At 47.1% G+C, this 18,038-nt stretch carries 8 protein-coding genes; 4 read left to right on the forward strand and 4 right to left on the reverse strand.

Annotated features, from left to right (window positions below; all coding sequences use genetic code 11):
• Positions 1-12 precede the first annotated feature (12 nt).
• On the forward strand, positions 13-708 hold the full coding sequence (gene queC, locus L1D22_RS10540; protein ID WP_239829732.1) for a 7-cyano-7-deazaguanine synthase QueC: 696 nt from the start codon (positions 13-15) through the stop codon (positions 706-708).
• Here queC and L1D22_RS10545 read toward each other — a convergent pair.
• The 4 genes from L1D22_RS10545 to L1D22_RS10560 form a co-directional block, all read right to left on the reverse strand.
• Complete coding sequence (locus L1D22_RS10545) at positions 668-2,701, reverse strand: tetratricopeptide repeat-containing diguanylate cyclase (protein ID WP_239829733.1); 2,034 nt, start codon at positions 2,699-2,701, stop codon at positions 668-670. The two genes, queC and L1D22_RS10545, sit on opposite strands and share 41 nt — an antisense overlap.
• 163 nt (positions 2,702-2,864) lie before the next feature.
• Entirely contained in the window at positions 2,865-3,215 is a 351-nt protein-coding gene (locus tag L1D22_RS10550; RefSeq protein ID WP_012603863.1) for a DUF2750 domain-containing protein, read from the reverse strand.
• A gap of 135 nt (positions 3,216-3,350) precedes the next feature.
• A complete protein-coding gene (locus L1D22_RS10555) occupies positions 3,351-3,968 on the reverse strand; it encodes an OmpA family protein (RefSeq protein ID WP_239829734.1) in 618 nt (205 codons plus the stop codon).
• A complete protein-coding gene (locus tag L1D22_RS10560; RefSeq protein ID WP_239829847.1) occupies positions 3,968-5,233 on the reverse strand; it encodes a TolC family outer membrane protein in 1,266 nt (421 codons plus the stop codon). Before L1D22_RS10560 ends, L1D22_RS10555 begins: the two co-directional genes overlap by 1 nt.
• Before the next feature lie 445 nt (positions 5,234-5,678).
• On the opposite strand from L1D22_RS10560, the gene L1D22_RS10565 reads away from it, so the two are divergent.
• The 3 genes from L1D22_RS10565 to L1D22_RS10575 are packed head-to-tail and all read left to right on the forward strand — an operon-like array spanning position 5,679 to position 17,870.
• Entirely contained in the window at positions 5,679-8,855 is a 3,177-nt protein-coding gene (locus L1D22_RS10565; RefSeq protein WP_239829735.1) for an Ig-like domain-containing protein, read from the forward strand.
• On the forward strand, positions 8,798-9,370 hold the full coding sequence (locus tag L1D22_RS10570) for an Ig-like domain-containing protein (protein WP_239829736.1): 573 nt from the start codon (positions 8,798-8,800) through the stop codon (positions 9,368-9,370). Before L1D22_RS10565 ends, L1D22_RS10570 begins: the two co-directional genes overlap by 58 nt.
• Positions 9,327-17,870 carry an Ig-like domain-containing protein gene (locus L1D22_RS10575; protein ID WP_275665039.1) on the forward strand — a complete coding sequence of 2,848 codons (8,544 nt, stop codon included), beginning with the start codon at positions 9,327-9,329 and terminating at the stop codon, positions 17,868-17,870. Before L1D22_RS10570 ends, L1D22_RS10575 begins: the two co-directional genes overlap by 44 nt.
• Positions 17,871-18,038 lie beyond the last annotated feature (168 nt).

The following is an 18,038-nucleotide window of genomic DNA, read 5'->3' on the forward strand; positions in this document are numbered from 1 at the left end:
GTAGGAATGAAAATGAAAAAAGCAGTGGTAGTATTCAGTGGTGGTCAAGACTCAACAACATGTCTTGTTCAAGCATTAAAAGAGTATGACGAGGTTCATGCGATTACATTTGATTATGGTCAGCGCCACCGACTAGAAATTGAAGTGGCTGAGTTATTGTCAAAAGAACTGGGTGTGAAAGCACATAAAGTGATGGATGTGACTCTGTTGAATGAGCTAGCGATCAGCTCTCTAACACGTGACGATATTCCTGTATCACACGAGCTTCAAGAGAATGGTTTACCGAACTCATTCGTTCCTGGTCGTAATATTCTTTTCTTAACGCTGGCAGGTATTTACGCGTACCAAATCGGCGCTGAAACGGTGGTTACCGGTGTGTGTGAGACTGACTTCTCTGGCTACCCAGATTGCCGCAATGACTTCGTAAAAGCGATGAACTCTGCGCTAGTACAAGGTATGGACAAGCAGCTGGACATCAAAACGCCACTGATGTGGTTGAACAAGGCTGAGACATGGGCGTTGGCCGACCAATACTCAGCACTTGAGCTTGTTCGCAACAAAACCCTGACCTGCTATAACGGCATTATCGGTGATGGTTGTGGCGATTGTCCTGCGTGTGAATTACGTAAAGTCGGCCTTAATGATTACCTAGATGACCGTGAAAGCATCATGGCTGAGTTGGTTCGCAAACAGGCTGAGAATAAATAACATCAGGTAAGTATATTGGGTCGTTATAGGCATCGATGATGCAGTTCGGGCCATTACTCTTCGCTTGATAAAGTGCTTGGTCAAGAACTGAGTACAAGTCATCAAAGTCACTTAATGCGTTTGAGGTTGCTAGGTAAGCAAAGCTCGCGGTCACATTAAGTGGCTTTTTGCTTTCTGACAAGAAGACCGTGCTTGATATAGCGTAGTGCAACTCTTCAACGCGCTCCCGTACTTCAGAAGGTTTTGTATCGGTCAGCATGATGACAAACTCTTCTCCGCCTAAGCGGCCAAACAATTCACCATTCATCAAGTGTTTTCTTATTTGCTGACTAACATGAACCAGTGCTTTGTCGCCAGTAGGGTGGCCATGTTGGTCATTTATCTTTTTAAACTTATCTAGATCGAGCAAAACAAGAACGTGTAGCTTGTCCTTACCTTGACAGCGTTTTACTCGCTTAATTCTTCGTATTATTTCGGTGCGGCCATATGCTTTGGTCATTGCGTCAATGGCTGCTTTAGCACGAACAGTTCTGTTTACCAATACCGTAAAGCTTGCAGCACACAGCAATAGAATCACAATGATGTTGTACATCCATCTTTGATGTTCCATCTTTTCAATTTGAAGGCGGTCGAGTTTCGTTTGATGTGTCAGAAAGGAGCTTTCTAACTCTTGCTCATATTTTGCGTGTGTCAGGTCTAGTGCTTCAAAGGCTAATCGGTTATCAATGTCTCGTGCTTCCATCTGTATGGACGAGTAGCGTTGGTAGAAGTAAAACGCTTGCTGGTAATCGCCCAGTGATTGATGAATATCAGAAAGTTGAAGAAGAGCCCTTGCGATGTATTTATGTCTAGTCACTTGTTCAGCTAACTCTAACGCTTGTTGCGCATAATTGAGCGCTTCTTCCATGAGTTTTTGCTCTTCGAACATATCGCTGATTGCCAAATAAGCGTTGATTCGAATGACATCGTTGTTGAGCTCGCTGGAAGCAGAAAGAGAGTCGACTAAATAGTTTCTTGCTAAATCATAGTCATTGGTTTGTGTGTAAGCCTTACCCAAACCAAGATTGGTTAGAGCGATACCGTAGCTATGAGATGAGGCACTCAGTAGCACTTTAGCTTGCTTAAAATGGGTAATCGCTAAATCATTTTGACCTTGATTTAGATACAGGTCAGCTAAGCTATGATGCACTTGAGCTTTCATTAAATCGGAAGCATCAGCCCTGAGTACCAGCGCTTCTTCTAAGTACTGCGCCGATTTATCGTATTGCTTTAGTTCTTTGAGTAAATTGCCCACATCATTGTATATTCCTGAAATATCATGCCCTTGTGGGAATACATTGATCAATGCGAGGTAGGTGCTTAGCGCTGCTTGATAGTCACTGCGGAAATGGTGATTGTTGGCGATGACTCGATAAGTCCCAAATTTTGGCAAGACTGGGTCGGCAATGTCATGCAGATCGGATTGAAGAGCGGAGCAGTAGTAGTTCGCTTGATGGTATTTCGCTTGCTCGTTTAGGGATCGGCATAGTTGGTATTTCAGTAGCGCTCTGCCGGTGAAATCACTGCGCGATTGCATCTTCGCCAGCAAAGTCAAAAAGCCTTGTTGTGCTTCTTCATATTGACCTTTGCCGTCTTTCATCAGAGCAGAAATAAACGCTTCTTCAATTGCTTGATATTCGCTGTCATTTGAAGCTATTCCATAGAATGGTTGATCACGGTGACTCATGTATTGATACAAAAGAGACGATAAGTAAAGCTTATCTCCGTAAATCGTTGAGCTCGTATAACGTGTTTGCAGCATGTTTAACGCACGCTCAGGAGAGTGGTTCAAAGTCGAGAGGTAAAGCGCATTCCAATCAGCGTTTGGAGTAGCGTTAGTGTCTAAATTGGAAGAATAAATGGATGACTTGTGGTCACGATCTGAAATCGATACTTGGCTATAAGAATTAAAACTAATGAGAAGAAGAAAGGTAACGAAAGCAGAGTGAATCACAAGAAAGTATCAATCAGATAAAGAACGATATTCTATGATTAATTTGATGTTGCTTCAATTTTTGGGTGGTGTATGTAGGAGGTTGTGCGAGGTGGATCTCTAATTAAACGAGTTTTATCAGAGGTATATCGGCCGTACGTATTCGCACGGCCGATATTGGAAATTAGATGTATAATTTCGCTAGGTCAGAAGGCTCAAGCTCTTTGCCTTCTAGTGTTGCATTCCAGTTAATACCAACAAGAACGCCGTCTTCAGCAAGAGTCAGTAACCAATCTTCTACAAAGATATCTAGTGGAATTTCTAGTACTTCAAAGTCAGCCCACTCTTCAACGTTGTGAGTTTGAGCATCTTCTTTTGAAGACCAGAAAGGCATCACTTCGCTGTTTTCGAATTCACTTGAGTCACATGCTAGCCAACCTTCTTCATTGCGAAGGCCCCATACCAGTTTAGTTTCTTGTGTTTCAGAAACGAAAAGTTCTAGATTTGCTTGAGTATCAGCTGTTAGTTTGCTCATGGATTAATTCTCTATGTTGATAACGAGGCAAGATTAACATTATAGACGGCTTAGGTATATGCTATTCAAGGAATTATCACCATACTGAAACGTTAACTTAAGAGAACGTTTCAGTATGGTAAAGTAGTACTGAAGCTACTTTTTAATTTTAGTGAAGATATGCCACTCTTCTTTGATGTTACCTTTGAATCCAGCCACAGAAGCGACCACTTTTCGGTGAAGTGCATGGTTGATTTCGGTGTCATCACTACTGAACTCAACATCACCATGACCAACGATGTTGACTCTCGAAGGCTGAATGCCGTTACTGATCAGTGCTCGCCTTACATTCGATGCTCGTTGTTTAGAGAGCTTCAAGTTGTGTGCGGCATTACCCACCTTGCTGGCATAACCTTGTAACTCGATGGTCGTGCTTTCGTAACGCTTCAAAAATGCAGCCATCTGGCGTATCTGGGTAAGGAAAACCGGGTTAATTTCTGTAGAGTTATTGGCGAAGAGTATGTGGAGTTCTTTCTTCTCCGACGACTCGAAATATGAACCACAACCGTCGTTATCTATCTCTGCACCCATTTGCGTATCGGGGCATAAATCACGTGCATTGATTACGCCATCGTTGTCATCATCTTGCAGATCGTAAATTTGAGTGACAGGCGGGAGAGCGCGATATTCAAATTCGCCTTCATTGTTTTCAGCTAAAGCATTGGTAGATACAACCATGAAGCAAAGCGATAATACTGTGTTTGTAAGCTTCATTAATATTCCACCTTCTCATTCCATTCTTCAGGGATTTCAACTCGCAAACCAATCAATAGGTTACCAGTTGCGTTCATTACGCGATATTTTGCGTATTGCTCGTCATACTTAGCATCCAAATAGCCTTTACGAGCTTCAAACAGCTCATTCTCAGTGTTAAGTAAATCGAGAAGGGTTCGCTTACCGATGCGGTATTGTTTCTCATATGAGATAACCGTGTCTGATGCCGAGTCTACGTGGTCAGATAGGAACTCTTTCTGCTGGACCGTCAAATCCAGAGCACTCCAGGAAAGACGTAAGCTCTCTTCGACATTGCGGTACGTGCTCTCACGAAGATCCTTGGCTTTGTTCAGTTGGTACGCGGCGCTTTCAGCGCGGTCTTGATCTGAACCACCATTATAAAGATTGTACCTCAAGCGAACCATTGCAGAGAACTCATCACTACTGCCTTCTGTACCACCGGCATCATCACGCCAGGTTTGCGCTGCTTCAAAAGACACAGTTGGGTAGTTGGTGCTTTTCGATTGCTTGTATTGAAACTTTGCAGAATCAACGTCGGCTTGAGCTATCTTGATCACAGGGTGTTGATTGAAGGCTTTTGCTAGGGCGCCATCGACAGTGTATGGAATAGCACCAGCATCAGCACGAGGGAAGGTGAGCCCTAGTGGAGATTGACCAACAAGTCGCTTGAATTGAGTATGGGTATCAAACAGGTTATTTTGAGCCGCGAGTAGGTTGCCATGTGCTTTTGCAATACGAGCTTCTACTTGAGACATATCTGCTGTCGAGCCAATCCCAGATTCGACGCGTCTGCGGATATCGCTGTATATCTCTTTGTGCGTAGCTAAGTTGCTTTCAGAAAGTGACAGCACTTCATAGGCCTTCACTGCGTCGAGGTAGACCTTCGTTACCTCTAGTGCAATGTCTTGAGCGTTAGATAACAGCTGGTAGCGCACTGACTCAGCATCGGCTGCTGTACGGTCGATATCATTCGATGTATTAGCACCGTCCCATATTAGTTGGGTTAGTGTAATCGTTGCTTCTTTACGAGTTAGGTCGGTTGTATCGGCATTCGTGGCAAGGTCTGTGTGTTCGTATCCTATGCCACCGTCTAAATCGATACTAGGACGGTAAGCACCGCCAGATGCATCATTCAGATAGCGTTTACTAATGTATTCGTTGTAAGCACTTTTGATTTCAGGGTTACTTTCTAAAGTGAACGCAACGGCTTGCTCTAGGGTTTGTGCTGTCGTCGGTAAGCTCATAGAGATAGCTAACCCTAATGTTGTCTTTTGAAGCCTATTCAATGTGCATCTCCCTAAAATTAGCTCACATCTAAGTCTTGAATTCGTGCAGTTATATACAAAATTTAGATGAACCGCCAAAAAAATCACGATCGCTAAGCTTGCGTTCGCAAATGGTTGTCAAAATGTTAACCGATCAGTGTGCGTCTTATGGTGCTTTTATACACGTCAATCTTACGTTTCTAAATCTATTATCTTCCGCGAACACAATAACTTATATTGCTGGTATGAGCACTAAGATTGTTATGTGATGTGATCGCCGTCATTAGCTTGTCACTCAACTTGTTAAATACTATATTCATAACTAGGAATTATATGACTTTAAGTGTTATATTTTAACTAATATTATAAATAAATTGTCACTATTTTGACGTTAATGACAAGAAATGCTTTTTTAGGGGTTTATATGGACATGACAACATTGAATTTGACTGGTGCTCTTGCATTGGGCCAGCGCATTGTTATTTCGGTGGATGGTACGATTAAAATCCTAGATGAAGGACAACCGCTACAAGCAGGGGACGTTGTTCTTGAATCCTTAAATGAATCCAATAACGCTCAGGTATCAGTGAAACGTTTTGCGCCAGAAGATGGCGAAGTTGAACTTGACCAGGATATCGCAAATATCTTTGCCGCATTAGAAGAAGGTGAAGACCCGACTGAGTTAGGAGATGAGTTCGCTACCGCTGCTGGTCAAAATGGTTCTAGTTTAGCAACTAGTGGGACCATAGAGCGTGATGGCGAAGAAACAATCCCTGGTACTGAGTTCATCACTACGGGTTTTGAAGCTCTAGGCTTATCTCGTACTCAAAGTTTAAGCCTTCTAGAGCAATTCCGTTCGTTTGAGCAACCAGATAGTCTAGGCACAGACAGCGAGACAATCGGTGACACAACAGCTCCAGATGCGCCAACACTGACACTTGATACGGACTCTGGCTCAGCGGCGGATGATTTCTTAACCAACGACGGCAGCTTCACAGTCGGCGGCATAGAAGAGGGTGCGACAGTAGAATACCTCGTTGACGGGGAATGGACCACACAAGCGCCCACGCCAAGCGAAGGCGCCAACACCATCACCGTTCGCCAAACCGATGCAGCGGGTAATACATCAGGCAACAGCGAGCTGACGTTCACTCTAGACACAACAGCTCCAGATGCGCCAACTCTGACACTTGATACGGACTCTGGCTCAGCGGCGGATGACTTCTTAACCAACGACGGCAGCTTCACAGTCGGCGGCACAGAAGAGGGTGCGACAGTAGAATACCTCGTTGACGGAAACTGGACGACAACCGCACCAGTACCAACGGAAGGTGACAACACGATCACCGTTCGTCAAACCGACGCAGCGGGTAATACCTCTGGCTCAAGCGAGTTGATGTTTACACTTGACACTCAAGCAGCTCAAGGCATCGTTACTGTTGATAACATCACAGACGATGATGTCATTACGGTCACCGAACAGGGTCAAACTATTGCTGTTACGGGCCGTGCTACTGGTGGTGATATTGAGTCTGGTGACAGTGTCACTGCGACAATCAATGGTAACGAGTACACAACGACGGTCAATGAAGATGGCGGTTGGCAACTTGATGTGAGCGGTGAAGACCTTGCCTTAGATACCAATTTTAATGTCATTGTAGAATCAACAGATGCTGCAGGTAACAGCAGTAACTCTACGGGGATCTCTGAGCATAGCTATGACGATACTCCGCTAATCGTCAACCTTAATGTCGATCCAGTTACCGATGATTCAATCATTAATTCAAGTGAGGCTCAGGGGTCTATCACTATCACTGGCTCTGTGACCGGTGATGAATTCTCATCGGGTACTGTAAGCTTGGTTATCAATGGCAACCAATACACGGGTGTTGTCAATCCAGATACAGGCTTATTTGAAATCGAGGTTAATGGTTCAGACTTAGTTGCAGATAGCGATACGATTATTGATGCCTCTGTGTCCGTCGTAAACGACATTGGCCAAGTGGGTGATGCTGAGTCTACCGAGAAATACTTTACTGATACATCTGCAACCGCAGTGATCCGAGTTGATCGCATTACTACGGATGACACGATTAACGCGGAAGAAAGCCAAGGTAATGTGTTCGTATCTGGTCGAGTTGGCTTTGATGCTGGACCGGGAGATACAGTTACTCTCGATATCAATGGAAATACGTACACAACTACTGTTCTAGGCGACAAAACTTGGTTTGTAGAGGTTTCAGGCCAAGATCTTGCCAACGATACCCAATTTAATGCATCGGTTTCTGGTATTGATGACGCGGGAAACCCATATACGGCCACGACTGTTTCAACGCATACGGTCGATCTTGAAGCCAACAAAGGTAGCGTGACGGTTGATGACATCACAGCCGATGACGTGATTAACAAAGCCGAAAGTGGACAAACCATCACGGTTAGCGGTACGGCGAAAGGTGGTGACATCAGCGAAGGCGATGTTGTGACCATGACCATCAATGGTACCGAGTACACCACCACCATGGATGGCGATGGCAACTGGACAGTGGATGTGGCGGGCAGCGATCTGGCGCAAGATGCCGAATTTGAAGTTTTGGTCACATCAACCGATAGCGTAGGCAATTCAGTACAAAGTAAAGTGATATCTACTCACGAGGTTGATACCGATATCAGCACCCCGACCATCGATCTGGTGGCGTCGAGCGACAGCGGCGACAGTGACACAGACAACCTGACTAACGACAAGACGCCGACGTTCGCGCTGGGCAACATCGACAGTGATGTTGCGGGCGAGGACATCGTGGTGCTCAAAGACGGCGTTGCCCTCGACGGCACGCTGGAAAAAGTGGACGGCACGTGGCAGTTCACCCCGAGCGCGGACCTGGCGGATGGCACTTACGACCTGAGCGTGAAAGTGACGGACGATGCGGGCAACAGCGCGACGTCGACCGAKCTTGAAGTCATCATCGATACGGTCGCGTCGGCGACCATCACAATCGATGATGATATCGCAGGCGACGACATCGTGAACGCAGCGGAAGCGGCTGGTGACGTGACCATTACGGGTACCGTGGGTGGCGACGCCAAACCTGGTGATACCGTGACGTTGACGGTGAACGGCAACTCAACCGATTACACAGGCACGGTGAAAGCGGATGGCACTTACAGCATCAATGTACCGGGCAGCGAGTTAGTTGCGGATGCRGACAGCACCATCGTGGCGAGCGTGAGTGGCACCGATGAAGCGGGCAACCCGTTCACGGCGACGACCGAGGCAAGCGGWGACAACAAAGACGGTGGTTACGAGGTTGATACGGGTATCAGCACCCCGACCATCGATCTGGTGGCGTCGAGCGACAGCGGCAAAGAAGACGCTCACGGCAGCGACACAGACAACCTGACTAACGATACGACGCCAACCTTCACGTTCGGCAACATCGATGATGATGTTGAGAAAGTGGAAGTGTTCAACGGCACGACCTTGCTGGGTGAAGCGGTCAAAGATGCGAATGGCNTACGGGTATCAGCACCCCGACCATCGATCTGGTGGCGTCGAGCGACAGCGGCAAAGAAGACGCTCACGGCAGCGACACAGACAACCTGACTAACGATACGACGCCAACCTTCACGTTCGGCAACATCGATGATGATGTTGAGAAAGTGGAAGTGTTCAACGGCACGACCTTGCTGGGTGAAGCGGTCAAAGATGCGAATGGCGTGTGGACCTTCACGGCGACAGACGGTCAGCTGACAGAAGGTGCGAATAGCATCACGGTGAAAGCGACGGACGATGCGGGCAACAGCGCGACGTCGACCGATCTTGAAGTCATCATCGATACGGTCGCGTCGGCGACCATCACAATCGATGATGATATCGCAGGCGACGACATCGTGAACGCAGCGGAAGCGGCTGGTGACGTGACCATTACGGGTACCGTGGGTGGCGACGCCAAACCTGGTGATACGGTGACGTTGACGCTGCAGGCAGAAGGCCAAGACGCGACGACGTACACAGGCACGGTGAAAGCGGATGGCACTTACAGCATCAATGTACCGGGCAGCGAGTTAGTTGCGGATGCNCATCGATACGGTCGCGTCGGCGACCATCACAATCGATGATGATATCGCAGGCGACGACATCGTGAACGCAGCGGAAGCGGCTGGTGACGTGACCATTACGGGTACCGTGGGTGGCGACGCCAAACCTGGTGATACGGTGACGTTGACGCTGCAGGYAGAAGGCCAAGACGCGACGACGTACACAGGCACGGTGAAAGCGGATGGCACTTACAGCATCAATGTACCGGGCAGCGAGTTAGTTGCGGATGCRGACAGCACCATCGTGGCGAGCGTGAGTGGCACCGATGAAGCGGGCAACCCGTTCACGGCGACGACCGAGGCAAGCGGWGACAACAAAGACGGTGGTTACGAGGTTGATACGGGTATCAGCACCCCGACCATCGATCTGGTTGCGTCGAGCGACAGCGGCGACAGCGACGAAGACAACCTGACCAATGACAAGACGCCGACGTTCTCGTTGGGCAACATCGATGATGATGTTGAGAAAGTGGAAGTGTTCAACGGCACGACCTTGCTGGGTGAAGCGGTCAAAGATGCGAATGGCGTGTGGACCTTCACGGCGACAGACGGTCAGCTGACAGAAGGTGCGAACAGCATCACGGTGAAAGCGACGGACGATGCGGGCAACAGCGCGACGTCGACCGAKCTTGAAGTCATCATCGATACGGTCGCGTCGGCGACCATCACAATCGATGATGATATCGCAGGCGACGACATCGTGAACGCAGCGGAAGCGGCTGGTGACGTGACCATTACGGGTACCGTGGGTGGCGACGCCAAACCTGGTGATACCGTGACGTTGACGGTGAACGGCAACTCAACCGATTACACAGGCACGGTGAAAGCGGATGGCACATACAGCATCAATGTACCGGGCAGCGAGTTAGTTGCGGATGCGGACAGCACCATCGTGGCGAGCGTGAGTGGCACCGATGAAGCGGGCAACCCGTTCACGGCGACGACCGAGGCAAGTGGAGACAACAAAGACGGTGGTTACGAGGTTGATACGGGTATCAGCAAACCGACCATCGATCTGGTGGCGTCGAGCGACAGCGGCGACAGCGACGAAGACAACCTGACCAATGACAAGACGCCGACGTTCTCGTTGGGCAACATCGATGATGATGTTGTGGAAGCGGGCATCGTGGTGTTGAAAGACGGCGTTGCTCTAGAAGGCACGCTGACCGAAGAGCAAGACGGCACTTGGAGCTTCACGCCGAGCGCGGAGCTGGAAGACCGCACTTACGACTTGAGCGTGAAAGTGACGGACGCTGCGGGTAATAGCGACACATCAGACGCACTCGCAGTGACCATCGATACGGTCGCCAATGCTGGTATTTTTATCGATACCATCACTAAAGACGGAATCATCAATGATGACGAGGCCCAAGCCAATGTTACTATTAGTGGTTATGTCACTGGTGACGCTCAGCCTGGTGATACGGTCAGCATCTGGTTGAACGAGGGGAGTGGCGATTCATTGGTCGAGGTACAAGTCTCAGAAGTGAAGGATGACCAAGGCCGCTACACATTCTCAGCTATCGTTGCTGGTTCCGAGTTAGCAAATAACAACGCAACATCACCTCAGGTATTTGCAAAAGTTACTGGTACTGATGCTGCAGGCAACACGTTCGAGGCCAGTGAAAACGAATCGTACCAAGTTGACCGTAGTATTGTGTTTGATTTCACTCCTACAGACGGAACCTTTAATGATGGTGATAACATTATTAATTTCACTGAACAAACCAGTGTTAACGTCAGTGGGTTTGTCAACGAATCTGCGACAATAAACTCTATTACATTCACTGACTCTAATGGAGATACCGTGGTTATTGATGGCTCTTCCGTAGTGCAAGAGGTGATTGATAATGGTGATGGTACCTCGTATACCGACTTCGTTATTACGGGCGTCGATGTGAGCGACTTAGAAGACGGAGATTTGTCCGTTGTGGTCAATGCAACAGATGAAGCGGATAATACTTTTGACTCTTTGGCGAAAACGATAGAGAAAGATACCGCTGCACCAGATGCACCGATGATTACCAATATTACCGACGATTCATCTGATGACGATTATTCAGTTGTTACCTTACATGGTACAGGTGAGCCAGGTCTCGAGATTAAGATATTTGATGAAGATGGAAACCTAATTAATCAAAACAATACCGTCACTGTCGATGGCGGGGGTAATTGGTCGTTTGATATTTCAGACTTAACCAATACTCAAGTCAACGACAATGAATTCTTCACGGCTACCCAAGTCGACGTAGCAGGTAACGAGAGCGATGCAAGCGAGACGGTGCATTATTACCATGGTGACTTTGATCCTGCGCTTAATGAAGGCAGTGATGACTTTGTGCTGCTTGGTGAAGGTGACGATGTTCTTAAAGTCAACGAAAATGATGCTAATGATAGTATGGTTGCGGATGGTGGCGCGGGTAATGACAAAGCTGTGTTTGATTTTAGCATTGAACAGGCAAGTATTGTGCTAAATGCCGACGGCTCTGTGACTATCTCTGAGAATACTGGCAGTGGCGACGTGAATACCTTCATCGAGTTTGAAGAGTTCGAATTTGAAGGCGGTGATAAGAAGAACTTTGATGAGCTGTTCTCACCAACCATCGAGATTGATCGAGATGAAGATGATGTAATCAACAGCGATCGTAGTACCATCAATTATACGGTTGGCTTGCCCTCTGGCGCAGTTGCTGGCGCGACGTTGATAATCATGGCGGAAGGGCAAGCAATTGCACAAAGCCCAATCACGTTAACTGATGACCATATCAGTACTGGTTCTTTAAACTTCGACATTGATGCTGCCTTAGTGGATTCAGAGCTTAACGTGTCAGCGACCCTTGATTATGGAAACAACTATACGTTCAGCGATAACGATGCCTTGGCGATGAATGATGCTCCTAATGCAGACGACTTCACAGTTGAGCTTTTAAGTGAGTCAAGCGCTAGCTTTAGCTTCGATGAGCATGTGACCGACAATCAAGATGAAGATGCGCTGACGCTATCAATTGATCAAGAGCCAGAGTTAGGCACTCTGTACATTGTTGATGGTGATGTTCGCACTGAAGTAACAACTGGTACGCAAATTAGTGAAAGTGACGTTGTAGAATATCAGCTCCATGATGATATCAATGAGTTTATGAGTTTTGATGCGTCAGACGACTTTGATGTTGCCGACAACACCGTTTCTGAATTTACCGCAGACAATGGTGTCGTGATCACTGGCGGCCGATTTGAAGGTGTTCGCCCAGATGGCAGTGGTAACGAAACGAGTAGCAAGCTATACAATGGTCAAGAAGGCAGCGTTAAGGCTGGTGCCGAAGGACTGGGAGTTGGCGACCAAGAAATCGATGTGAGTCAGAAAGATTTTATTGCCGTAGACTTTACTCACGTCGGCGGGGGCAACACAGATATTACTATTACACAAGCTAATGTGAAGATCGGTAGTATCTGGGGTAACTATGAAGACGGTGATAGCGCAGACGCTCAGATCCACATATTACTGTTTAAAGGTGGTCAAGTTGTTACAGATGCAAATGGAGACCCTGTTGAGTTTGTTTTCGATGATAGTGTTGACCCGTCTGTCTATGATGGCTCAGGCGAGTTTGTTGCCAATATCCATTATGAGGGCGGTTTTGATGAAATCCGCGTGTTTACCACCAAAGGTGGTACAGAAGACACCAGCGATAACTCAAACATTACCTTACAAGGCGTCGATATAATTGATGCAGCGGTATCAGAAGAGATCGCTTACACCGCCGCGGATAGCGATAAGGGCGAAGATGGCGGTGTGATCACCGTGAGCAGTTCAACAACGGATAGCTCAATAACTACGCCAACGATTGATCTTGTTGCATCAAGTGATACGGGTGACAGTGATACAGACAACATCACTAAAGATACAACGCCAACCTTTGCTCTGGGTAATGTCGACAGTGACGTCGCTGCCAATGGCATTGAGGTACTTAAAGATGGCGTCGTCGTGCAAGGCGATTTAGATCAGATTGATGGGGTGTGGTACTTCACTCCAAACAGTGAAGTTGCTAATGGTAGTCAGCAATGGAGCGTTCAGGTAACTGATGATGCTGGTAATACAGCGACCTCCCTTGAGCTCGAAGTGACCGTTGACACTGGTGCTGCAGCCACGATATCAATTGACGCGATTGCTGGCGACGACATTCTCGATGCGCAAGAGGCATCCAAAGACGTCGTTATTACAGGCCGTGTCGGTGGCGATGCCGAGCCAGGAGATAAGGTGACATTGACTCTAGATGCTGGCGACGGTAGCCCTGTTAGTACGTATACCGGTGATGTTTTATCAGATGGTACATACCGTATTAGTGTTCCGGGCAGCGAATTAGCTTCAGACACCGATGCAATCTTGGTAGCAAGTGTGTCTGGTGAGGATGAGGCTGGAAACGCCTTTACGGCAACGACAGAGGTTAGCGGAGACAATCAAGATGGCGGCTATCATGTAGATAAGGCGCCAGTCGTTAAACCAACTGAAGTTAGCACCGATGAAGACCAATCGATACTCATTACCTGGGACTCTTTGGGTGTGACTGACAGTGATTCCAATGAATCTTCCTTGTCCGTCAGCATTACCACCTTGCCTGATGGTGGTCAGTTACAGTACTTTGATGAGGTTGATGGCTGGCAAGCGGTAGCAGCAGATCAAGAGTTGGATAAGTCAGTATTTGACAACAACCAGGTACGATTTGTACCAGACAACAACCTGTCTGGTAGCAGCCAAATTGGTTTTGAAGCATCTGACGGTGTCAACATGAGTGAATCAGCCACGTTGACCATCAATGTGACACCTCTCGCTGATACACCAAATCTAAGCCTAAAAACGCCAGATCCTGACTTGCCGTCGCAGGAGTTTAATGTTTCGACTTGGGACAATGTGGTCATCGATGATTCGACGTATGGTAGCGGCAGTGGGGTGCCAGGTAGTGATTTGGTTGCGCAGCTATCTCAACTGGATACAGCGGATGCGGCGCAGTCTACGACGGCGAATGCTGAGGATAGTGCGAGTACAGCGACTGACCCGGATCAAGCGGTAATAGTAACTGGACTCGTTTACTTGGAAGCCAACGTGTCTTATGACTTTGTTGGGCGTGGGGATGATAGTATTGCGATTACTTTGGGTGGACAGCTAGTCGATGAGGGCCGTTGGGGCGACTCGAGCGGTGATATTCAGGGTTCGGCGTTTACGCCAACGGAGTCAGGCTACTACCCAATTTCGATTTATCACCATAACCAAAGTGGACAGGGCAACTTTAACGTTGATGTATCTATCAATGGTACTGATCCTGTTGACTTGGCGAATAGCCAGCTTTCAATCGTGACTGACGAAGGTTCAGCGCAAGGTACAGACGTGCGTCTTTCTGCGTTGCAGACTGATGATAATGGTTTCGAGTATTATGAGACATATTCAGTTAATGAAGGGCGTCAAGACACCGCCATTCCATTGTCGGAAATTGATGCATCATTGACTGATACCGACGATTCAGAAACCTTGTCGGTTCTACTCTCTGGTATTCCTGTCGGGGCCACTATCAGTGATGGCAGTAATACCATTACCATAAACGGTTTGACAGATGAAAATGATCAGCCTATTCAGCCAATTACTGTCACTGATTGGGCACTTGATAATTTGACTGTCACTCCGCCACTTGGTAGCCATGAAGACTTCACCTTAACAGTCACAGCGGTGAGTTCTGAGAAAGGCAACGACAGTCAAGCACAAGCATCACTCGATATCGAGGTAGTGGTGCATGAAAGTGAGCCTACGCTAACAGAAAGCGACGCCAATTCTGCCAATGAAGATCAGATGATTACGGGTAATGTGTTAGCGAACGACAGCGATGCTGACGATGTGCTGCAAGTGGTCGGTGTTAGGATTGATGGCATTGACTATCACGTGGATCAGCCGATAACCCTTGATGAAGGTACGTTTACTATCGACGTTAATGGTAATTATAGCTTTGAGCCTAAAGACGATTGGTCAGGCAGTGCTCCGACAATCGAGTACACCACCAATACAGGAGCCAGTGAGTCACTTAATCTTGAAGTTACACCTGTTGCTGATGCACCAAATCTAACGGTGAGTTTTGGTGATTCGACTTACAGTAATACGACAATAAACTCTAGCCTTTATCAAAAGCTAATTTTTGCTGATTCATCGACAAGCCTATCTGATTCAGAGCACGCAGAGTTAGGTCATAGCGATATCGGTAAACAAACCAGTGATATTAAAGTTGGAAAAGACCAAGTCGATCAATTAACTGGTGATATCGGTAGTTGGGTTAAAGATGGCAATGACTGGGTGATGCAGACCAATGGAGATGACGTCTTTGTTGGTGGTCAGGGCAATGACAATATTGTAGGTGGTGATGGCTCGTCACTTGATTTAGGTCTGGATACAGTGGTTTACACTGGTAATCTTTCCGACTATACGTTTGATTTTTATAATAATCATGGGAATACTGACAAACCATATTGGCATGTTGTAGATAAACGCGGTATTGATACTCAAGACGACAATACTCCAGTATCAGAAGGCGAGCACCTTTATGAAATAGAGCGCCTAATCTTTGCTGATGCCATCGTCGAGCTTAATGCAGATGGTACGCACACTGTACTTCAAGAGGTTGTAACAGAGCTGAATATCTCAGCTTCCGTATCGGACCGTGATGGTAGTGAGTATCTTGATGAAGTACGTATTAGTGGCTTGCCGGATGATGCCCAAATCTTCGATAAGGACACGGGTCAAGTTGTTGGTATCAAAGATGGTGATGACTGGGTGATCGATGTAACAGGACAGTCAACTCAGGCTGTGAATTACGACACCCTAGCTGTTAAGTACCAATCAACAGAGACCTTGGACATTGACGTCACTGCCGTGACCAAAGAAGTCGGCTTGGATAGTGACCAAGCTGGCAATACGACCACGGTTAATAGTGGTGCTAGTGCGGATGCTATAGCTGATCAAGGCGGTGATGTGCCAATAACACTTATCTCTCTAGTCATTGATTCTTCTGGATCTATGGATGATGTCCCAAGCGGGCTCTCCGACATGAGAATTGAATACGTGTTGGAGGCATCCATTTCTTTATTAGATAATGTTAAAAGCCAACATGGTAGTGGTGATGTCTTAGTACAGCTCGTTGATTTTGATACGAGCGCATCTTTAGTCGAGAGTGGTAGAGGAGCGAATACCAGTGTTTGGATGACGGTATCCGAGGCGATTTCCATATTGCAAAAAGCGTCAGATACTGTAGATAAGTGGAACTATGATGGTGAGTTCGATCCAGATGGGTGGACTAACTATGATTCTGGCTTGGATGCAGTGATGGAGGGCTATAATGAAAGCCAAGTGACTAATATCAAAGGTGAAACCAATGATGTTATTTACTTCTTGAGTGATGGTGAAAGTAATAGGGGTAATATTGGTTCAGACTGGGCTCAGTTTATGGCGGATAAACAGGTAACTGCAGTTGGAGTGGGCGATCCTAGTCGGGTACCGGCTGACGGTCTTATTAAGGTAGCGGGTAGTGCAGAAAATGTTGTTTATATTCCTGACTCAAAAATCACTACAGATCTACCTAAATTGCGGCCAACTATTGGTGTTTCTGGCTCGTTGCTGATGGCGATAGCGGGGGCTGAGGCGGCTGCCATCGTGATTGATGAGTCGAATGCACAAGTGGCTCAGTTTATTAATCAAGATGGCGATGTATCTGTTGCACCTTCTGGATTAAGCTTCACCAAAGATACTGTCGGTAATGAGCTGGTTGTTGATACCGATTATGGTGTATTCCGTATTGGTTCAGATGGTTCTTACTATTTCCAACCAAGTGACACTGCGCCGACAATTGACGAAGGTAAGGCTGTTGGTTTCGAGATCGTGCTTTTGGTCGAAGATAGCAATGGTCAAACGACTGAACAGTTGGTTACACTGAATGTCAGCCACAATGGTCAGGTTAACCGTGTTGAGTCCTCGTCTTCCACTGCTTCCACTGGCGATGACCAAGTAAGAGGAACTGATGGTGATGACGTCATCCTCGGTCATGCAGGTAATGATGTCCTCGATGGTGGCTTAGGTGATGACTTCCTTATGGGCGGCACTGGGGATGACATCCTAATTGGTGGTTTGGGCAATGATATTCTGACCGGCGGTGCGGATGCGGACTTGTTCAAGTGGGTCGATATGGGTAGCTCAACCGATACCGTTACCGACTTTGATTATGATGAAGGTGACCGCATTGATTTAGCTGACTTATTTGCTGACCTCAAGGATGATCAGCAAGAGCTTGCCGTCTTGCTCGCTTCACTGCAAGATAGTGACCCGCACTCTGGTGAAGGTGGTGGTTACACTGTCACTATTAGTGAGCATGATGACGTAGCAGAGCTGACGATTACGAAAGGTGATCAGACTATGCAGATTGACTTTAATGGAGCGGATACCACGGACATTACTAGCAGTTTGCTAGATAGTTTGAAAACACTAACTAATGATTGACCAGTCAGAGTTTCAGGCGCTTAATCAACGCCTGAACTCGCTTGATTACCCTTGGGCTGTATTTATCCCACGCTAATATAGCTTCAAGTTCAGTGGTTTAGCCTGGATAGGCCGAAAAGAATAAGACCACCATTTTCAATGGTGGTCTTTTTTATGATAAATGTTTGG

The sequence above is a fragment of the Vibrio sp. Isolate34 genome, from assembly GCF_022397915.1.
Classification (GTDB): domain Bacteria; phylum Pseudomonadota; class Gammaproteobacteria; order Enterobacterales; family Vibrionaceae; genus Vibrio.